This window comes from Sphingobium sp. FW305-3-2-15-F-TSA7 (assembly GCF_058787155.1).
Map to the genome: position 1 here is coordinate 176,901 of NZ_JBYSZM010000010.1, position 19,225 is coordinate 196,125.

At 66.0% G+C, this 19,225-nt stretch carries 20 protein-coding genes and 3 tRNA genes; 13 read left to right on the forward strand and 10 right to left on the reverse strand.

Features of this window, described 5'->3' with window-relative positions:
- Window positions 1-13: 13 nt before the first annotated feature.
- The gene (locus AC3WN8_RS10330; protein ID WP_492669323.1) at window positions 14-2,578 is read right to left on the reverse strand and encodes a GH116 family glycosyl hydrolase; all 2,565 of its coding nucleotides are present in this window, start codon (window positions 2,576-2,578) and stop codon (window positions 14-16) included.
- Window positions 2,575-3,723 (reverse strand): nucleoside hydrolase, encoded by a 1,149-nt coding sequence (locus tag AC3WN8_RS10335; RefSeq protein WP_492669324.1) that lies wholly within the window; start codon window positions 3,721-3,723, stop codon window positions 2,575-2,577. Before AC3WN8_RS10335 ends, AC3WN8_RS10330 begins: the two co-directional genes overlap by 4 nt.
- A 133-nt stretch (window positions 3,724-3,856) precedes the next feature.
- Here AC3WN8_RS10335 and AC3WN8_RS10340 point away from each other — a divergent pair, with 133 nt between their 5' ends.
- Together AC3WN8_RS10340 and AC3WN8_RS10345 are read left to right on the forward strand one after the other, a co-directional pair.
- Window positions 3,857-4,291 (forward strand): hypothetical protein, encoded by a 435-nt coding sequence (locus AC3WN8_RS10340; RefSeq protein WP_492669325.1) that lies wholly within the window; start codon window positions 3,857-3,859, stop codon window positions 4,289-4,291.
- A 91-nt stretch (window positions 4,292-4,382) separates the two neighbouring features.
- Window positions 4,383-4,778 carry a hypothetical protein gene (locus AC3WN8_RS10345; protein WP_492669326.1) on the forward strand — a complete coding sequence of 132 codons (396 nt, stop codon included), beginning with the start codon at window positions 4,383-4,385 and terminating at the stop codon, window positions 4,776-4,778.
- Window positions 4,779-4,911: 133 nt separating this feature from the next.
- Here AC3WN8_RS10345 and AC3WN8_RS10350 read toward each other — a convergent pair whose 3' ends face one another.
- Entirely contained in the window at window positions 4,912-5,787 is an 876-nt protein-coding gene (locus AC3WN8_RS10350) for an OmpA family protein (RefSeq protein ID WP_492669327.1), read from the reverse strand.
- Between the two features lie 497 nt (window positions 5,788-6,284).
- Here AC3WN8_RS10350 and AC3WN8_RS10355 point away from each other — a divergent pair, with 497 nt between their 5' ends.
- The 5 genes from AC3WN8_RS10355 to AC3WN8_RS10375 all read left to right on the forward strand — a co-directional run bounded on the left by AC3WN8_RS10355 (window position 6,285) and on the right by AC3WN8_RS10375 (window position 10,042).
- Window positions 6,285-6,548 carry a hypothetical protein gene (locus AC3WN8_RS10355; RefSeq protein ID WP_492669328.1) on the forward strand — a complete coding sequence of 88 codons (264 nt, stop codon included), beginning with the start codon at window positions 6,285-6,287 and terminating at the stop codon, window positions 6,546-6,548.
- 64 nt (window positions 6,549-6,612) lie between these two features.
- A complete protein-coding gene (lspA, locus tag AC3WN8_RS10360) occupies window positions 6,613-7,122 on the forward strand; it encodes a signal peptidase II (protein ID WP_492669329.1) in 510 nt (169 codons plus the stop codon).
- A gap of 199 nt (window positions 7,123-7,321) precedes the next feature.
- Window positions 7,322-8,419, forward strand: coding sequence for a tetratricopeptide repeat protein (locus AC3WN8_RS10365; RefSeq protein WP_492669330.1), 1,098 nt, complete (start codon window positions 7,322-7,324; stop codon window positions 8,417-8,419).
- Entirely contained in the window at window positions 8,419-9,723 is a 1,305-nt protein-coding gene (locus AC3WN8_RS10370; protein WP_492669331.1) for a tetratricopeptide repeat protein, read from the forward strand. Before AC3WN8_RS10365 ends, AC3WN8_RS10370 begins: the two co-directional genes overlap by 1 nt.
- 190 nt (window positions 9,724-9,913) lie before the next feature.
- The gene (locus AC3WN8_RS10375) at window positions 9,914-10,042 is read left to right on the forward strand and encodes a hypothetical protein (RefSeq protein ID WP_492669332.1); all 129 of its coding nucleotides are present in this window, start codon (window positions 9,914-9,916) and stop codon (window positions 10,040-10,042) included.
- Between the two features lie 169 nt (window positions 10,043-10,211).
- Here the strand turns inward: AC3WN8_RS10375 and AC3WN8_RS10380 are convergent, their stop codons facing one another.
- The 5 genes from AC3WN8_RS10380 to AC3WN8_RS10400 all read right to left on the reverse strand — a co-directional run bounded on the left by AC3WN8_RS10380 (window position 10,212) and on the right by AC3WN8_RS10400 (window position 14,580).
- Window positions 10,212-10,397, reverse strand: coding sequence for a hypothetical protein (locus tag AC3WN8_RS10380; RefSeq protein WP_492669333.1), 186 nt, complete (start codon window positions 10,395-10,397; stop codon window positions 10,212-10,214).
- Between the two features lie 158 nt (window positions 10,398-10,555).
- A complete protein-coding gene (locus tag AC3WN8_RS10385) occupies window positions 10,556-11,539 on the reverse strand; it encodes an MBL fold metallo-hydrolase (protein WP_492669334.1) in 984 nt (327 codons plus the stop codon).
- Complete coding sequence (locus tag AC3WN8_RS10390; RefSeq protein WP_492669335.1) at window positions 11,539-12,195, reverse strand: Rossmann-fold NAD(P)-binding domain-containing protein; 657 nt, start codon at window positions 12,193-12,195, stop codon at window positions 11,539-11,541. Before AC3WN8_RS10390 ends, AC3WN8_RS10385 begins: the two co-directional genes overlap by 1 nt.
- A gap of 80 nt (window positions 12,196-12,275) precedes the next feature.
- Entirely contained in the window at window positions 12,276-14,045 is a 1,770-nt protein-coding gene (locus AC3WN8_RS10395; RefSeq protein ID WP_492669336.1) for a tetratricopeptide repeat protein, read from the reverse strand.
- Between the two features lie 127 nt (window positions 14,046-14,172).
- Complete coding sequence (locus AC3WN8_RS10400) at window positions 14,173-14,580, reverse strand: SRPBCC family protein (protein WP_492669337.1); 408 nt, start codon at window positions 14,578-14,580, stop codon at window positions 14,173-14,175.
- Window positions 14,581-14,708: 128 nt separating this feature from the next.
- Between AC3WN8_RS10400 and AC3WN8_RS10405 the strand changes: the two genes are divergently transcribed.
- Both AC3WN8_RS10405 and AC3WN8_RS10410 read left to right on the forward strand, forming a co-directional pair.
- On the forward strand, window positions 14,709-15,281 hold the full coding sequence (locus AC3WN8_RS10405) for a bifunctional transcriptional activator/DNA repair enzyme AdaA (protein WP_492669338.1): 573 nt from the start codon (window positions 14,709-14,711) through the stop codon (window positions 15,279-15,281).
- A gap of 109 nt (window positions 15,282-15,390) precedes the next feature.
- Window positions 15,391-15,837: a GFA family protein gene (locus AC3WN8_RS10410; protein ID WP_492669339.1), complete on the forward strand. Its 447-nt coding sequence runs from the start codon at window positions 15,391-15,393 to the stop codon at window positions 15,835-15,837.
- Between the two features lie 18 nt (window positions 15,838-15,855).
- Here AC3WN8_RS10410 and AC3WN8_RS10415 read toward each other — a convergent pair whose 3' ends face one another.
- Window positions 15,856-17,436, reverse strand: coding sequence for a serine hydrolase domain-containing protein (locus tag AC3WN8_RS10415; protein ID WP_492669340.1), 1,581 nt, complete (start codon window positions 17,434-17,436; stop codon window positions 15,856-15,858).
- 226 nt (window positions 17,437-17,662) lie between these two features.
- Here AC3WN8_RS10415 and AC3WN8_RS10420 point away from each other — a divergent pair, with 226 nt between their 5' ends.
- The 4 genes from AC3WN8_RS10420 to AC3WN8_RS10435 all read left to right on the forward strand — a co-directional run bounded on the left by AC3WN8_RS10420 (window position 17,663) and on the right by AC3WN8_RS10435 (window position 18,711).
- Window positions 17,663-18,247, forward strand: a complete 585-nt coding sequence (locus AC3WN8_RS10420) for a TetR/AcrR family transcriptional regulator (RefSeq protein ID WP_492669341.1) — start codon at window positions 17,663-17,665, stop codon at window positions 18,245-18,247.
- Window positions 18,248-18,411: 164 nt separating this feature from the next.
- Window positions 18,412-18,483: transfer RNA gene (locus AC3WN8_RS10425), tRNA-Met, on the forward strand.
- 2 nt (window positions 18,484-18,485) lie between these two features.
- A tRNA-Phe gene (locus AC3WN8_RS10430) sits at window positions 18,486-18,560 on the forward strand.
- A 75-nt stretch (window positions 18,561-18,635) separates the two neighbouring features.
- A tRNA-Cys gene (locus tag AC3WN8_RS10435) sits at window positions 18,636-18,711 on the forward strand.
- A gap of 105 nt (window positions 18,712-18,816) precedes the next feature.
- On the opposite strand, the gene AC3WN8_RS10440 is transcribed toward AC3WN8_RS10435, so the two are convergent.
- Window positions 18,817-19,225, reverse strand: a 409-nt coding sequence (locus AC3WN8_RS10440) for a LysR substrate-binding domain-containing protein (RefSeq protein WP_492669342.1), incomplete at its 5' end; no start/stop codon positions are given.

Consider the following 19,225-nt stretch of genomic DNA (forward strand, 5'->3'; position numbering starts at 1 on the left):
GCGCCAATCCCCCTCAAGCGGCGCGATAGTCGATCCTTTTGTACGGAATCGTGCCCGCAGCCACTTCCACAAAGGGCCGACCGCCCTTCACACCCACCGTTCCGTATCCGGTCGCGGTCGAGAGGAAGGCGCGGAAGTCTCCCTTGATGCGGGGGTGGAGGTGCAGCACTTTCTCCACCGCGTCGTAGCGCGCGCCGCTCAGCGCCTGGAGCAGCGCATAGGATGAAAGCGCACGGGCGTAGAAATGGCCGGCTTCCACCTCGCTGAACGGGTTGCGCGTGCGGCCGTCATAACGGGCGCGGGCGGCGCGGACGATCTCCAGCCCCTTTTCCATTTCCCCCAGTGCGATCAGGTGCGACGCCACCTGATATTCCACACCCGTCCAGATCTCGGTCGCATAGGGGAAGGGGAGGGAGAGCGTATCGCCCTTTGGCCATGTGCACAGCAGCAGCCCGGCTTCATTCCCCAGCGCATAGGTGGCGCGCGCGCTGCTATAGGTGGGGTCCGCATGATTGGTGAGATCGCGGCGGAAATTGTGATGGTGCACCGCGCCCAGATGGCTGGCGATCTTGGCCGTATCCATCGGCGTTTCCAGCCCGCAGGCCCAGGCCATCCACGCGCCGATCACGCCATCGGCCAGGCAGCCGGTGCCATATTGGTTGGCCGGGCCTTCGCGCGCGGCGATGGCGAGTTCCTCCGGCTGGAGCGTGACGGTGAAGCCGCCCTTGCCGAAATCGTCGGGATATTTGGCGTTCAGCCCGTCCAATGAGATTTTCTGGATGAAATACACGCCGTTGAACAGATCGCGTTCCAGCCGCCGGGTGCCGCGCGCCAGCAGCGCCGCATAGCCGCGCGTGTCGCTGCCCAGCGCATCGCCCATCAGCATCGCCGCGCGCAACGCGCCCAGATAGATGCTGGTGCACATCCCGTCCGGCCCCCAGAGTTCGCTGTCATAGGTGTTGTGGTGCGGCTCCTCTATCCAGCCGCGCCCGCGCGGATCCCAGGCGCGGATGCAATAATCCAGGCTGGCACGTACCCTGGGCCAGATGCCGCGCAGCCAGCCGGTGTCGCCGCTGATCCGCCAGTCCCGATACACTTTCATGATGCCGCCAAGCTGCCCGTCGGCGGCGGCGACGAAATCGTGCGGCGCGGGGCGGATCGGCAATGCGGCGCGAAACGCCTGATGGCCCTGTTCATCCTGGCAGGGGCCGAATTCGGTTTCGCGCAAGGTCCGTTCCAGCCGGGGGAACAGATGCGGCAACGCCTGCGCATAGTTCCAGACATGGGTGCACGATCCCTCGCACGAGCCGACATGATCGCGCGATCCTTCCCACGCCCAGAAACGCCCGTCCGCCTGACGCAGCACGGTGGGGGATTTGAGGATGGAGAGATTGGCGGCCACCGCGTCCATCACCTCCGCCGGCAGGGTGGAGGCGAAGAGCGCGCGGCTGAACCGGTCGGACGCGGCGCGCAGCGACTGGTAACGATCGCGCCAGTCTGCCATCACCACCTCTATCCCGGCATGGCGGCTGGCATACCAGGGCACATAGCAGGGGCCATCCTCGGGCGGCGGCGCGCCGGCATGCCGTATCCGCCAGTCGAAATCGGGCGATCCGCCGCCGGCCAGCCGGATATTGGAGCGCGGCACATACCAGCCCATGCGCACGCGGATCAGCTTTTCCGCGCCGGGGGCGAGGGTGAAGGGCACGAACAATGTGGCGCCGGGCGTGGGCTCCCCCGCATCATCGGGAAGCGGCGGGCGGCTGTAACAGGCGCCTTCCGCCACATCCTTCCACACGATGTGGCGCCAAGCGAAGCCCCGGAACCACGCGTGGTTCACCTGCGCGGCTGCATCGTCGGTCGCGATGGCGAAGGCGCCCGCCGTCCAGGGGCGATCGTCGATCGCGCCCTCCAGGATGAAGCCACCCTCCAGCGGGCGGATGCGGCCGTTCTTCTCTCCCGCCATCAGATTGGCCGCGTGCATGGAGAAAACCGCCTCCACCGGCCGTGCGGTGCGGTTGACGAAGCGATATTCCAGCCCGGCGACGGGCAGGCTGGCATCATCCTCCGCGCCCGGCTCGAATGGGCTCCAGCCGGTGATGGTGACCTCGAACGGACTGTCCTCTTCCGTCAGCGCGATCTCCGCGAAGGGAAAGGCGGACTCGAAGGCGGCGTCGCGGAACCGCGGCAGGCCCCAGAGCGATCGGATCGCGGCATCGGCATCCACCGAGAAGGAAGGGAAGCGCTTGTGCGGCGGCACCGGCCCTTCCAGCACGCGCGCGAAGCCCGTGCCCTTTACCGAGATCGCGGCGAAGATCGGCGCTTCCGTGCCGATATCGGGTTCATGCCGCAGCGATGCGTTGGTGAGCGCGCCCGCGCCCTCCAGGCAGATCATGCCCGCGCCCATGCCGCCCAGCGGAAAGGCGATGCGGTGCAGCTGCGCGCCGGTGCGGCGGTGCGGCGCCGGCGCCGTTGCGGGGGTGGATGCTGCATCGGCCGCGCCCGCCGCCAGCGCGGATGGGGCGGCGATCGCGCCGCCCGCGACGGCGAACAGGCCTCGGCGGTCGATCTCCATCATCGCGCGTCCTCCCCCGGTTCGGCGCGCGCGGGCGGCTGGCTGGCGAGCAGGGTCATCGCCTCCAGCGCGCGGGCGCGCATCATGTCGTCGATCGTCAGATAGCGGTGCGTGCCGCCCGGCGGCGCCGTGAAGCGGCTCGATCCGTCCGCCGCCACGCTGATCCGCCCCGGCGCGGACAGGGTGAAATAGCCGTCATCGGGGCGGACCGCGTAAAGCACGGATGTGAGATCGAAGGTCGCGTGATCGTGCAGCGCGCCCGGCGCGGTCTTGCGGATGGTGCGATAGATGGGATCGACATGATGATAGGTCATCAGCACCGGATGCGCCGCGGCATGGCCATAGAGGCGATCGACCGCGCGGCCATCGATCCGCATCGATACGCCGACCTCGAACCCGCTGGCGACCAGCGGCGTCGGCCATGCGGCGAACAGCGCGCGGGCGGCGGGCACGTCCAGCTCCAGATTATATTCGGGCGCGCTTTTGGCGAGCGGGCGGCCCTGCGCATCGGCATAGCCGCCCGCCATCACCGACAGCAGCCGCACCTTGCGCCGGACCAGGCTCGCCCCGTCAAGCGGGCTGGCCGCGTCGCCCCGGCTTTCCAGCAGTCGCGCCATATTGGTGGCGAAGCCGATCTGGATGATGACGACGCTGCCATCGGGCTGGGCGGCGAGCGTGCGGCGGAGCAGCGCAACCGCGTCAGGCGCGGCGCTTCCATCCTTCAGCCCGTGCGGGAACAGCGGCGATCCGTCCGCCTTCGCCGCGCGCGTCAGCGCCTCGGTATAGGGGGTGACGGCGTTCAGGAACGGAAAGCGCGCGGCGGTCTGCTTTGCCGTCACGCCGCCGCGCACCAGCCCGACGGGAATGGCGGGGTGGCCGTAAAAAGTGTTGAGCGCATCGATGAAGGCGGCGGTGGAGGCATCGTCGGTCGAACTCGTCACGGCCAGCAGCCGCGCCTCTCCGCGATCCTGCAGCGCATGGAGCATCGCCAGCGCCAGCACATCATCGATATCGCCCCACATATCGGTATCGAGGATGACGCGGACTGGCTCGGATGCGGGCGTTTCGGCCTGCGCGTGGGCGATGGCGGGGGCCGACGCGAGGGCGGCCAGCGCGGCGGCGGTCAACAGGCCCATCCAGTATCGCATCGCCCCGATCTTCGCCCCCTGTGATATCCGCTGATAGTATACATGAATTATACAATTCGTATCCGCAAGAGGGCGCGCGGGTGGGGAGGGGCAGGCTGTTGCCATACGCGGGCGCCGCCGATACGCCGATGCCATGCGTGTCGAAGGCGTGATCCTGCTCCATATCCTGTATGTCGCGCTGGCGATGGCAGGGACCGGGCTGGGCTATCGCTTCTCGCGATGGTTCGCGCGCAACGGGCTGGAACGCGGTGAGAAGCCCGGCTTCGCCTATCAGCTGCGGCTGTGGTTCGCCGCCCTGGTCCTCTCACCCGCGATCCTGGCGATCGCCTTTGGCTGGTACGGCGCGGGGGAGATTCGTGGCATATGCTTCGCCGCGCTGTTCGCGCTCAACCTGCCGATGGCGATCACCGTGCACCTCACCAGACGCCGGGGCAAGGAACTGCCGCCCACAATCCCCCATCACTGGAAACGCAAGCGAAAGCCGGGGGCGCCGGGGACGCCACCCTCCAACAAGCGCAAGCGTCGCTTGTCGATCGGCAGCATAGAGGGGCGGCCGGGCGCGCGGTGAGGGGGCGATTATTCGAATGATTCCCGGCTTCGGGATTCCAAAGCCTCGACGCTACGACCGCAATGAAGGCGCAATGTCGAAATGAGAGGCATTGCTGAAATCGTTACGAAATCTGAAAATATGGTGGCAGCTATTCATGGTGATAGTCTGGCCCGAGCAAGACTGGGAACCGGTCATGATGCATCCACGCCGCCGCCTGAGAACAGTCATCATCGCGGGGACTTGCCTGATCGCGGGCATCGCGATCGGGCTTGCCGTTCCGCGCGCCGCTCAGCTTGTTCTGCCCGGTTCCGGCGAGGTCCGCCGTCCCGATCGCACGGCCGCTCCGCCGGTCGGAAGAAGCATGTTCTCACCGGATATCCGCAACGACGAATATGTTCAGCAGGAACAGCTCAAGGTCGTGGAGATGCTTGAGCGGGAATGTGCTGTGACTGGCAGAAACTGCGCGCTGGCGCGGTCGGCTCGCAAGGCGTTGAGCGGAAAATGATGGATTGGCCGCCATTGCCGCCTGATCGGGCGGGGGCGGCTTTCGTGTCGCGCATCATGATCGCGCGTCGCGCCGGCCCTCGGCTTACCTTGCCCAAAAAAACCGGGATGGGCGCCGCCCATCCCGTGCCGTGTCAAATGCCATCCAGGCCCTTGCTGACCAGGATGTTCACCGCGACGCGGCGGTTCTGATATTTGCCTTCGGCGGTTTCGTTGTCCGCCAATGGATCCGCTTCGGACATGCCGGTGGGGGTCAGCATGCGATAGGGTTTCCAGCCGCAGGCCTGCTGGAGATAGTTGACGACGCGGGCGGCGCGCTTTTCGCTGAGCGTCTGGTTCAGTTCCTCGCTGCCCGTGGAATCGGTGTAACCGACGACCAGCAGCAACGCGTTCTTCGTGCCTTCGGCCTGGGTCGCCGTGGCGCAGAGATCGTTCTTCGCCTGGGCGGTGAGCACGGCCTTGCCCGTGTCGAAGTTCACGTTGGTCGTGCCCTTGATGTTATATTCGCCGATATCGCCGACGCGGCCGCGCAGCGCCTCGGTGGCGGCGGTCTGTTCGGCGAAGCGCTGATCGGTGCCGCCATGGATCATCGCGACGGTGCGCAGATCCTTGTTCTTCAGGTCGATCTGGCTCGCCATCAGGCTGTCGCCCGATTGCAGCGTCTTGACGGTGACGGGCAGGCCGTTGACCAGCTGCGCCGAGGCCAGCTTGCTGCTGTTGAGGCCCAGAAAGCCGCCGCGCGACTTGATCCGGGTTTCGTCATTGACGGCGATGAGGGTATTGGTGCCGTCCGCGGCGGTGATCTGGATCCTGTCCGTGCTGCGCGCGGAGATGATGCCTTCGACCACCGGCCCCTTGGCCATGGTGGCGCCGGCGGGATCGACCGCGACGCTTGTCGAGAGTTCGGCTTCTGGCGGATCCTGCGGTTGCAGGGCCAGGCTGGCGGTTGCCGGCCCGGCGAGCATGGCGATGAGCAACAGGGCTCGTGGACTTTTGGAAGTGAAATTCATTGCGCTACTCCTTTAAACTCGAACGGCCGCAGCCTGCGTGATCGCAGCTTCTCGTCCGACCGCCGAGCTTGCGATAACGCCCGGATTTCGGATTCCTCTCCATCACGCTTCAAAAAAAATTCACGACGTTTCGGCTGCCCCTGAATGTCGGCGCCGCTTGGGTGTTCAGCCGAACCTTTCGCGCAGATGAACAGCCTTGCAGCGCCGAGGGGTGGTCCGGGTAATTGGAGCGCATATTGCGGTGAACCGATGTCGATCGCCTGTTACCCGATAGCTCTCGGATGGACGTGGCATCGGGGCCGCCAAAACGAGTAAGTCGCGATAAAGTTGCGGCCATGAAATTCAATCGCGGTTGATTCGTTCGGCTGCTTGGCCTGCGGCACCCGATCGCGACGGAATAGGCGATAAATCTTGGAATAGGGACTGTATTCGTTTGTTCTTCGGCGCGCATGCGCACCGAGGCGCACCAATCGCTATTCCTCGCTCACCCGCGCACCGTGACCCAACAGGATCTGCGCGCGCTCAACATCCCGGTTCTCGCGCTGATGGGCGGCAAGGATGTTCAGGCGATCGCGTCGCGGAATATCGGGCCAGACAAGGCCGCGCTGGCGAGCAATCCAAGAGCCAGGGTGATGGAAATGCCCGGGCTCAACCACCTCATCCAGGAATCCGAAACCGGCGCCATCACCGAATATGCCAAGCTCACCCAGACCATTGCCTCGAAGCGTTGCAGGCGATCGGCGACTGGCTGGCGGAGATGACTGGCCGATAGGCTGGCGGGTGGCGCCCGTTCCGCGTTCGCCAAAAGCGCGGTATGGAGTGGCCATGAACGAAACCCTTCCTGCCCGCCGCCGCCTTGGCCTGATCGTGGCGCTGGCGATCTTCGTCGTCGACCAGCTCGTCAAATATGTCGTCACCGGTCCGCTGGGCGTGGACGGACATGGCAAGTCGCTGGAGATCCTGCCCTTCTTCAACTTGACCTATGTCGAGAATGAAGGCGTCTCGATGGGCTTCCTGAGCGCGGACAGCGAAGCGATGCGCTGGACGCTGGTCGCGCTTACCGGCCTGATGAGCCTGGGCGTGGCGCTATGGATGTGGCGGGAGAAGCGCGGCGCCGATGTGGCGGGGCTGGCGCTGGTGCTGGGCGGCGCGCTCGGCAATATCGTCGATCGCGTGCGTTTCGGCCATGTCGTCGATTTTGCCGACCTTCATTTCGGCGATTTCCGGCCCTTCCTGGTCTTCAACATCGCCGATGCCGCGATCGCGATCGGCGCGGTCCTCTTTCTGGTCCGTGCGCTGCTGATGCGCGACGAGGGCCGGGGCGCGCTGGCCTGAGGCGGCGATGGTGGCGGAGCCCGGCATCGCGCGCTAAGGGGCGGGCCAAGTTGTTGTCGTTGCTCGCGGATTGCCCTTGAAACATCAGAATCGGTCTTCGTCGCGTTTTCGCCTCGCTTTGTGGTCGGCGATGGCATTGTGTCCGGGCCTTGGCTGTCCAGCCTATGCGCAGGACGCGCGGATCACGGCAACGCGGAGCGTGGAGCCACAAACCGTCGAGTCCCAGCCCGTCGAAGCCCAGCCCGTCGAGCCCCTGGCCGTGGAAGCGCAGGCCGAAGATGCGCAGGCCGTCGAAACGCTGGAGCCTGCGGCCGAGGATGCGGCCGTCGCCGATCCGCCGGTGGACGAACCGCCCGGGGATGCCGTGCCGGAGGATAGCCCTGCCGAAGGCGCCACGCCGGTCGATGCGCCGGTCGACGCACTGACGCCGCGTTGCGAGGCGGGTGACGGCGATGCCTGCACGCGGCTCGGGCATATCCATCTCGACGGCGACGGGGTTCCGGCGGACGCGGCGCGGGGGGTGGCGCTGTTCGCCCGGGCCTGCCAGCTCGGCGACATGGCGGGCTGCACGATGGCCGGCTATCTTCACGGCGCGGGGCGTGGCGCGGAACAGTCGTTCGATCGGGCGGCATCCTATTATGCCAAGGCCTGTGACGGCGGGGAAGCGACGGGCTGCTCCAATCTTGGCCTCGCCTATATCGGCGGGGAGGGCGTGGCGGAGGATGTCGCCCGCGCTGCCCGATTGTTCCAACAGGCATGCGACCTGGGCGACACCGCCGGATGCGCCAATCTCGGCGCGTCCTATTCGCTGGGAAAGGGCGTGAAGCGCGATCACCGGCGCGCGGCGCGACTGTTCAAACAGGCGTGCGACGCCGGTGATCAGCATGGCTGCTACAATCTGGGCGTGCATTATCGCGACGCGCTGGGCGTCGCGCGCGATCCCCGGCGCGCCGTCGCGCTGTTCGAACGGTCCTGTGCGGCGGACGACGCCAATGCGTGCGGCAATCTTGGCATGATGGTGGATGACGGGCGCGGCACCGGCAAGGACCGCCAGCGCGCGCTGGGCCTGTTCGACAAGGCGTGCGGCATGGGGGAGGCCGAAAGCTGCTTCTCGCTCGGCCGCGCCTATCAGACCGGCAATGGCCGCGAACGCGACATCGCCCGCGCGATCGCATTGCTGGAACGCACGCTGGAACTGGATCCGAAGACCGAATCCGCCGGGGAGGCGGTGAAGGCGCTGGCGATCGCGCGCGCTGGCGATCCGGCACAGGACACCGGCGGGACGACGAACAGGTGATGGGCCGATTGTCGGGTGTTTTCGGCGCGGTCCTGCTCGCGCTCTGGGCGGCGACGGCCGCCGCCGCGCCCCGGACGGGCGAGGACGCGGTGCTGAGCTGCCGGATCACGGGCCAGGACCGGACGGCATCGATATCGATCGCGGGCACGCGCGCCATCTATCGCTATGGCCGGCCGGGGCAGCCGCCGGAACTGACATTGGCCAGTCCGCTCGCCGATCTCGATTACCGGCGCAAGGACGGGCCGGGCGATACGATCGATGAGATCGCGACCTTCATCAACGGTGACACCGCCTATCGCTTCGCCGCCGGCTTTCGCGACGGGCTGGAACCCGACCGTTCGGCCTTTCACCGCTTCGGGCTGTTGACCGTCAGCCGCGCGGGCAGGACGCTCGCCACGCTGTCATGCCGCCCCGATACGATCGCGCGCGTTCATGACCGGCTGTTGGCGGGCATGCGCGCGATCGGGCGGGAAAAGGACTCCGACGGCGTGACCTTTCCCAATTATCCGATCGAATATCCGCCGCCCGCCGGCCAATCTCCCCCGTGCAAGGCGGAGTCCAATGTCGACAGCTGCTGGAGCAGCGGCGTCAGCGCCGCGCGCGGCGGCGATCTGCGCGGCGCGCTGGAGCATCATGACAAATCGTGTGACGCGGGGCTGATCACCGCCGGCTGCTACGAGGCGGGCAAGCTCTATCTGCACAACCGGCAATTGCGCGATTATGCCCGCGCGCGACAACGTCTGGGCCGCGTGTGCGACGGCGACGATCCTGGCCAGGCCCCCTATGCCTGCAAATATCTGGGCTGGATGGCGCTCACCGGAACCGGGGCCGAACGCGATCCCGGCGCGGCGCGCGATCTGCTGACGCGCGCCTGCTTCCCGCAGGGGGACGCGCTGATGATCGATCCGGAGGGCTGCCATTTCCTGGCCCGGGCAATCCGGGACACGCGCGGCGGCTCACCCCGGGAAGCGGAGATGGCGGATTACCTCGCCTATCTCGCGCTCGCGCAGGGCTGCACCGACGGGGCGGAAACGGTGTGCGGCGAAGCCCGCGCGCTCCACCGGCGGGCAATGGCGAACCGCGCCGCCTGGATCGCGCGCTGCGATCGCGATGCCCGCCACTATGGCGATATCGAGACCTGCGCGGGGCTGGCGGTGATCGAGGAGGATTACGACATCGCGAGAGCGATGCGGCAACAACTCCGCGCGCTTTACCGGAAAGCGGTGGTGGCGATGCGCGGGACGGGCGCGAAGCGCGTCCCGGCCCGATCCGACACGCGGGTCGCCCGGCGCGACAGGCCTTGATTGCCCTCAACGGATCGTTGGCTGCCGCTGCATCTGCGTGAGGTGCATCTCTATCATTCTAACAGCGATCGCTTTGGGGTCGACTTCGGAACTCATTGGTCTTATTGGATTTCGGGTGGGGTTCGGGGGAACCTTGTCCGACCAACACGAAATCCAGTATCTGAGACGGCGTGCGAAGCAGGAGCACCGTTTGGCGGAATATGCGGATTGTCCGTCGGCGAAACAGGTGCATCTCGAGCTTGCCGCCGCTTACGAGGCGCGCATCTACGTGCTGGAAAAACAGGCCTCGACGCGGAAGGGGATGCGCTGGGGAATCTAGGGTCTGGACCCTAGACCAAGATCACTTCAGATTGAAACAATCTGAAGTGTGAATCTTGGTCTCAACCATTTGAATAGGGCCTGATTCACGCCATCGGCGGAAGCGCGTAGCGCTTCCATCTCAAGCGATCAGGCCCTGGAGCGATTTCCAGTCAAATGGGTCCATCGACCTACTCTGCCATAGGGACGTGTCTCGTCCGGGCCTCCCGATCGGCCAGATCGATCGCGCGGAGCAGGTCACCGAAACACGGCGTCTCATCGATCTTGTACACCCGCGCGAACGTCGGGCCCAAAAGGGTCAGGTCCGCCTGGGTCAGCAAACCGACGGCGACGATACGGTCCTTGTCATCGTCCATGGCTCTGTGCTCCGCATCGATCGGACCATGAACCGCCGACGCGCGAAATGGTGCCAATGCAAGCGGCTGCGAAACAAGGGGAACCAGGGCATCGCCCTCCATGTGCCGAGCCGCGGCGATCTAAACCAGCGGCAAACGCGCCGGACAGTCCCGCCCGTTCAGCCGATCTCCACGACGTCGGCCGGGCGCAGGGCAGGGAAGGTGGCCGGATCGATGCCTTGTGCCTTCAGTCCGGCGGCAAGACGAAGCGCGGGATCTTCCCATGGCTCGTCGGTCAGCTTGAAACTGCCCCAATGCATGCCCAGGGCCGCGCGCGCATCGAGATCGAGCATGATCCGTATCGCCTCTTCGGGATCGGTATGCTGTGCCGCCATGAACCAGCGTGGATCATAGGCGCCGATCGGCAGCAGCGCGAGGTCGACGGGGCCGAAGCGGGTGCGCATCTCCCGAAATATCCTGCCGGTGCCATAGCCGGTGTCGCCCGCGAAATAGACGAGCTTGCCCGCGGCCCGCAGCATGAAACCGCCCCATAATGCCATGCGCCGGTCCCGCATGCCGCGCGACGACCAATGGGTGGCGGGCACGATATGTACCTCCGCTTCGGGGCCGATCGCGAATTGATCGCCCCAGTCGCCCGCATCGATCCGGGCGGCCGGGATATGGCGATGCACGATGGCATCGTTGCCCAGCGGCGTGACGATCAGGGGCGCGTGCCGATCGTGCAGCGCCCGCAAGGTCGCAATGTCGAGATGGTCGTAATGATTGTGCGACAGCAGGATCGCGTCGATCGGCGGCAGATCGACAAGCGCGACGCCGGGCGCCGTGATCCGCCTGGGCCCGGCAAAGGAGAGCGGGCTGGCGCGGTCCGACCAGACCGGGTCGGTGAGGATGTTGAGACCGGCGATCTGGATCAGCAAGGTGGCGTGGCCGATCATCGTGACGCGAAGCCCCTCGACCCGCGCATCGGGGACGACCGGCGTCACCGGCACCGAGCCTGGCCATGGATTGTTCGGCGCCGTGCGCTTCCAGCGCAGCAATTCGCTCAGCGTCCGATCGGTTTCCGGCTCGCCGGGATTGAAGAAGCGGGTGCCGTCGAAATGATCGGTGACGGGCCCTTGATGATAGGGATTGCGTGCCGCCATCAGGCGCGGCCCCGGTCGGCCGCGATCGCGATATCCGCGGCGCTGACCAGGTGCTTTCCCGCGCCGCCATCGATCGCCGCCTCGACCAGAAAGGCCGCGATCGTCGATGCCGGGCTGATGCGGGCACCGGCCGGAAGGATCGGCGCGACCGCGCGCAGGATCGTGCCGACGATCCGTTCCACCGGGCGATGCTCGCTGCGATCTCCACCGATGAATCCGGGGCGGACGATCGTCAGCGATCGAAAATCCAGCCGGCCGACGGCGTCTTCGAGTTCGCCCTTGGTTCGGGGGTAGAGGAGGCGCGATCGCGCATCCGCACCCATGGAGGATGTCAGGGCGAAGCGGACGGCGCCGCCCTTGCGGACCTGCGTCGCGACGGCCAGCGCATAGTCATGGTCGATGGCGCGGAAAGCGGCGGCCGATCCCGCCTGCGCGCGCGTCGTCCCCAATGCGCATATCGCGCCGTCGACCGCCCACCAGCCGGCTTCGAGCTGCAGGTCGTTGCTGTCGATGATCGGGTTCAGAAGCTTCGGGTGCGGGGGCAGCGGCCTGCGCGTCGGCGCGACGATCTGCGTCACGCGCGCATCCGCCAGCAACAGCTTCAACGCGTCGCCGCCGACCAGACCTGTGGCACCCGCCAGGAGAAGCTTTGTCATCGCGGTCTATCTAGGAGCGGATGGGCAGGATGTAAGACCGGGGGCAGATCAGCGAGCTTCGGCTATGGCGCCGCGCCGCATCAAAGCCGATCCATGCGCAGCCAGTTTCGATCCCCCAGCCATGCCTTCGCCAGCGCCTGCCGCGCCGCCGCGGCTTCGGGGGCGTGGCCCTGCGCGGCTTCGCTGCGCATCAGGCCGTAAAGCGCCCAGCCATTATTGGGCGACTGGGCGAGCGCGGCGCGGAACGCCTGGGCCGCCTCGCCATATCGCCCGTCCTGGAACAGGGCGGCGCCCAGCGACTGGTTGACCGGATAATACCAATAGGGCGGCTCCTGATAGGGAATGCGCCCCTCGATCGCGATGGCGCGGGCATAATGGTTCGCCGCCTCGCGATGGCGCCCGCCTGCCGCGGCGAAGCGGCCGCGTGCCACCGCTTCCGCCAGCGCCAGCAGGTCGGGCGCCGGCACGCCCTGCGCGACCATGTCGGCAAAGGCGTTCGATGCCTTGAGCCTGGCCATCGCCGCCAGCTCGCGGTCGAAACCCGCCTTGTCGCGCAGCCGGGCATAAGCGACGGCGCGCGCATAATGCCGCATCGCGGTGGGATAGGGCAGGCGCGGATCGGGCGCGGGCGCGGCCAGGATCGCCTTCGGCTCTGCGAACTGCGCCAGTGCGAGATAGGGCGCCGCGTCGATCGCCTGGATCCAGGCGATCTTGGCCGACGTTGCCGGATCGAGCACCGTGCGCAGGCGCCGCGCTTCGCGGATTGCCGTTCCCATGTCGCCCGCCAGTTGCGCCGAGGCCACGATGAAATGGATATTGTGCGGATAATAGCCGTACCGCACCAGGCTCCGGTCGTCGGTGTCGCGGATGAACGCCTCGTCCGCCCGCGCCGCCGCGATGTTCACGCGGATCGAATCCGCATAGCGCCCGCGCAGCGCATAGATATGGCCCGGCATATGGACGAGATGCCCCGCGCTGGGCGCGAGCGGCGCCGCCAGCCGGTCCGCCGCCGCTTCGGCCCGTTTGGGATCGCTGGCCTCGAGCAGATGGATTTGGAGATGCGCCGCCTGCGCATGGTTGGGCGCGCGGCGAAGCACGGTTTCGACCAGGCGCACCGCCTCGCCGCTGCGGCCGATCGGCGTGCGCTTGTCGGCCTCCCAGTAATTCCACGGCGTGGTGTTCATCGCCGCCTCGGCGGCCAGCACCGCGATGTCGTTATCGTCGGGAAAGCGGCGCGCGACGGCGATCATCGCATCGGCATAGGCCGCGTCGAGCGCCGCGCGGTCGGCCGTCGCGTCGCGGGAATAACGCAGCGCCACCGCCTCGATCAGCGCCCTTTCGCGTGGGGATGCGCGATCGCGCAGCCCCATCGCCCGGTCCATCGCGGCCATCGCGGCCGCCCGGTCGCGCTCGTCCATCGGCGCGTTGATATTGGGGCCGAGCGCCACGGCCTCTCCCCACCAGCACATTGCGCAGCCCGGATCGAGGCGCTGCGCCTCGCGGAACGATCGCACCGCGCCCGCATGGTTGAAGCCATAGGAGAGCAGCAGGCCCTGGCTGAAATAGCGTTGCGCTCCGGGCGCGCCCGACGTCACGCGGAACGGCGATGTCGCGAGATCGGGATAGAGCGGGATCGGCCGGGACCGGCTCGCCGGCGCGGCCACCGCCGCCGCGATGAGCAGTTCGTTTGCCAGGGCATTGCCCATCTTCCTCGAACTGCAGATCAATTCGGCAAGGCGGCTGGGATCGAGCGCGGCCAATGTGGCGGGCGAGATGCGCGGCTCGGACGAGACGCTCGCAAGGACGAGCCCCGCGCCGCATATGGCAAAGGCTTTCCAGAACCGTCTCATACACCCGACCCCCTTGGTGATGCGATGAGCCACAACCGGCGTGGAAGGCTAACATGAGTCCCGGAATAGAGGAAACCGCCTTCGCTCGACCATCGCGCCGGTCCGGAAGCCCCGGACATTCCGGGCATCACGAGGCCCTGGCGTTCTCCAGATGGCTCTTCATTGCCGAAAGGCCGGCAGCCATCATCGGAGAGATCCGCTCGGCCAGTTCTGTGGGAAGCACGTCCGCCGTCCAGGTCACGAGCGAGCCGCTGTCCGTCTCGGTCACCGTCAGGACGCCATTATGGTGATCGACGCCCTGAACGCTCCAGGCAAGCCGGCGTCGCGCGCGATCATTGTCGACGATGATCTCGTCGGCGACCGCGCCATTGGCAAAGGTCACCCGCCGCGTCGGGTATCGTACGCCTTCCAGCATTTCGGTAGCGACGACGAAACCGGGCACGAGCCGGCTATGGAGCGCTCCGACATCCTCAGCCGCATCCCAAACGGTTTCAGCCGGCACGTCGATGAGAATCTGGTGATGGATGGCGGGCATGTCGGGAACTCCTCATTGCGTTCGTCGGCACCGGCATAGGCATGCCGATCCCGGCGCGCTGGCAAAAAACGGACCTCGTCATCGGCCGGTCGGCGACATCGTGCGCGATCGGCGGTATGGACTGGCGAATGACCGCCGCCGAAATCGCCATGCCGAATTTCGAGGATTGCGAACGCGTCCGCTATGCGCGCGATCCCGCATTCGACGGCGTCATCTTCATCGGCGTGACCTCGACGCGCATCTATTGCCGCCCGGTCTGCCCGGTGCGTCAGCCGCTGAGCCGGAATGTCCGTTATTTTCCCAGCGCCGCGGCGGCCGAAGATGCGGGCTTCAGGCCCTGCCTGCGATGCCGTCCGGAGACTGCGCCCAATTCGCCGGCATGGAGCGGTTCGCGCGCCACCGTCACGCGCGCGCTGCGGCTCATAGAGGAAGGGGCCCTCGACCGGCATGGCGTCGACGATCTCGCCGACAGGCTCGGCATCGGTTCGCGCCAATTGGCGCGGCTTTTCCGGAAATATCTCGATACCACGCCGACCGCCGTGGGCCGCACCGCCCGCATCCAGCGTGCAAAGCGGCTGATCGACCAGACCAGTCTGCCGATGACGGAAATCGCCTATCTTTCGGGTTTTGGCAGCCTGCGATCGTTCAACGCCGCCTTTCAGCAGACTTATCGCCGCGCTCCGAGTTCATTGCGTCGCTGACGCTTCGTAACCGATATTATGGCGACGATATGCACTGGCGCCGTAATTTCGGCTAAGCCCTTGTCGAAGGATGGCCAGAGCAATGGCCTGGAACGGAGATGTATGTCCGATGTCGTTTGCTGGCGGATGCCGTTGCGGCGCGTGCCGCTATGTCCTCGATTTCGCGGCGCTGCCGGCGAGCTATGCCTGCCATTGCCTCGACTGCCAGACGATGACGGGCAGCACCGGCTCGCTCCATGCCGTCGTCCCCCTGTCGCGCTTCGCGATCGAAGGCGCGCTGGAGGGCTGGTCGCGGATCAACGGCGAACGCACCCGGACGACGCATTTCGTCTGCGCCACATGCAAGACGCGGATCCACAGCACCAATGAAGGCCGCCCGGGCCTCGCCATCCTGCGGACGGGCACGCTCGACGACAGCGCCGATGTCGTGCCCGTCGTCCATATGTGGGTGAAGCGCAAACCCGCCTGGATCGGCCTGCCTCCGGACGCGGAGGTCTATGACGAGGCCGTCCCGATCGACCGGCTGAAGGCGATCTTCGCGCTCAATCTGGCTTGATCCTTCGCGCTGTCGGGCTCAACTTCGCGCGAAGCGAAGCCCGACCGCGCGATTGGCGTTGATCACCAGCCCAGCGCTTTCGGGATCGAAGGTGACGGCGAACCCGATCGCGGAGAACACTCCCAGGCTGGATGCCTTCCAGATCGTGGCGGTCAGCGGCTCGAGCTTATAGCCATGGCTGCCATGCCGTCCGGTCAGCCGCAGCCGCGCGCCGTCCGGCCCGTCGGAGACTTCGGCGGCCGCATCGAAAGGGGCGGAACGATAGACGCCGGCAAAGGCGCCGATCTTCGCTTCCGCATCCCGCTGAACCTCGTCCAGCTCGTCCTCATTGCCGAAATCGCTGAATTGCAGGCCGGTTTCCGAAGGCGCCACACCCCATTTGATGAAGTCGACCGGCGGGGCGAGCGTGAAACCGCCATTGCCGTCGGACGTGAGGGGAAAGGGCATTGCCGCGTCGACCGAGACGAAGGGCTTGTCCTCCACGTCCAGCAGCTCGACCACGCGTCCGGTCCGGCTGGAGCGGAACAATCCGGTCCGCTTTTCGCCCGCTTCCGCCGCACCGATCGGCTCCAGCCCCTCGACACAGGCGTCGATGATCCTGTTGGCGAGCTCGACCGAATTGACGTCGGCGCGATTGGCGGCGACCGAGATGTCGAGCCCGGCGCCGGGCACCTTGATCATCTGCGAATTGCCGCCCATCACGCCGCCGCTATGCGCGATCGTCGGCACGCCGCGATACAGTGCGCTGATCAGCCCCAGCCCATATCCGGTGCTGCGGCCGTTCGACAGGTCGCGCGGCGCCTTCATCAGCTGCCAGGTCTCGGCCGAGCCGACCACCGGCCGGTCCATATGGCGGAGCCAGCGGAGCATATCGTCCATCGACGACACCATGCCCCCCATGCCGGAGATCTCCATGCCCATATATTGCTTGGTATAGCCGCCGCCCGCATCGACCATGTGCAGCGTGGCGCTATTGGGCACGAAGTCGGTGTCCCACCGCCGCATCATCGTGTCGTGCATGCCGACGGGCTTGAAGACGCGCTCTTGCAGGAACGCGTCCAGGCTCTGGCCGCTGATCCGCTCGATCGCCGAACTCAGGATCGCATAGGCGCCGTTATTGTAGCTCCAGTTCGTCTCGGGCGCGAAATCGACATCGTCGATCGTCTCGTAATAAGCGAGCATCTCCCGCTCGGTGGTCGCCACGCCGGTTCCGTGCACCATCATGCACAGCGTCACGGCGTCGCGCAGTCCGCTGACATGCCCCATCAACTGCCGGATCGTGACGCGCCGCGCGACGTCGTGGAATTCGGGGAAATAGGTGCCGACCGTATCGTCCAGCCCCGCGCGTCCGTCCTCGCAGAGCAGCAGATAGGCGAAGCACGCGAAATGCTTGGACGTGGAGCCGATCCGCATCCGCATCGTGGGGGAAAGCGCGACGGGCAGCTCCATATTGGCCAGCCCGAAACCCTTGCGATAGACCGGAACCCCGTCGATCGCGACCGCCACCGCGACACCCGGCAACTGGCTCTGGTTCACCGAAGCGAAGATCGCGTCGATTGCCACGGGATCGAGTTTTGCGGTCGGTTTCATGTCGGACATTCTTCTCTCCACGCTTGATTATGTGCCCCGCCCGCAAATGCGGTGGGGAAGGGGAACGGGGTATGAAAACGGGGTTTCGGCCGGGAGTGCCGGCGCCGCGATCTCCTCGCCGATTCGAAAATGATTATTGATTCATTTTTGAGGCCGGGGCACGGCGGCGTCAATAAAAATGAATCTGGATTACATTTTTCTTGTGCGGTCTCCGCGCCGCGCGGCATAAAGCGCCATGCCGAAGCGAAGCCCCGCCTATATGGCCGCCCAGAACCGCCGCATCCTGGAAGCGGCGATCGCCTGCATCGCGGAAAAGGGCGTGGAGAAGACCTCGATCGACGATATCCGCAAGCAAGCGGGGCTGAGCGGCGGGACGATCTACCTGCACTTCGCCAACAAGGAGGAACTGATCCTCGCGGCGATCCGGGAATTCTCCTATGTCTCGCCCGCACCGCAGCAGACGTTGAGCGAGTTCCGGTCCTTCCTCGAAACGATCCCGATCAAGACCGCGCTCACCCCCGAACAGATGGTCTCGGCCAGCCTGCGTCTGAGCGCGGAGGGATTCCCCCCCAGTGCCCTGAACGAGGAACTGGTGACCCAGCTCCGGAAAAGCCTGGCCATGTTCGCCGCGACATTCGAGACGCTGGAGAAGAACGGCGAACTCACCTTGCCTTTCCCGCCGGACCGGATGGCGAAGCTGATCTATGCCATCGAATATGGCACGGGATGGCTCAATCTCATCCTGGGCCTGCCCGTCGAACAGACGATGAAGGAAGTCTATGAGACGCTGGATTTCCTGCTGGGGACGCGGGAAGGGTGATGGGGAAGTTGGAAGAAAGTGTTGTTCTGTAGTTCGGGACATTGACTTCGATGCGCCGATGGGCAAACTGGCCGCCATGCGACGGATAAGCTCCCTCCAACGAATGTGTCGATTTAACAGCTCGCGCTGTTGAAGCACATGTTCGTTGCTTCACTGCGCAAATCGGCAGTGTAGCTTAGAGGTAGAGCAGGGCCTTCATAAGGCCAAGGTCGCTGGTTCGATCCCAGCCATTGTCACCGCCAGAATAGCTCAGTTGGTAGAGCTTCCGGTTGAAGCCCGGAGGTCCATGGTTCGATTCCATGTTCTGGCACCACATCGGCTCGCGTGGGCGCGGCACGGTCCTTTCAGGGACGATGCTGGTGGGTTCGACTCCCGCCGCCGGTGCCAAGCCGCGATGCCAGAGTGGTCATTGGCTTCGGTTGCAACCCGAATGCATGTGGGTTCAATTCCCACTCGCGGCTCCATCCTTCGTTCGCCTGATGACGGGACCGCGTATTTCGAACGCGGCGCCCGGCCGGGCGGCGTATCAGGTGGGTAATCCGCTCACGCGCCGAACGGTCGGCTTACCCTTAATTCACGATCAAATTACTCGAAGAGTTGGCTTCTGCTTCCCTCCCGTGTTCAAGCGACACCATATCCCCACAAATCCCCAGAAACGCCCGAATCCCCGGCGTAATATACTTCTCCCGATGTGACAGGATGAAGAACCGCCGCCGCAGGTCTAGCTCCGGTACATCCAGCCGAACCACGCGCCCCAGCTCAAGCGCCCCGCGCACCGCCAGATGCGATACGCAGCCGATCAGCGCGCTCACCGCGACCGTCTCGATGATCGCTTCGCCCTGCTGAAGCTCCAGGCCGATCCGCCAGCGGTCGCTATACGGATGCATCGCGCGGTCGAGCGTCTGGCGCGTGCCCGATCCCTTTTCGCGGACCACCCAGCGTTCCGCCAGCAGGGCGTCGATCGGGGTGGGGGCTTGC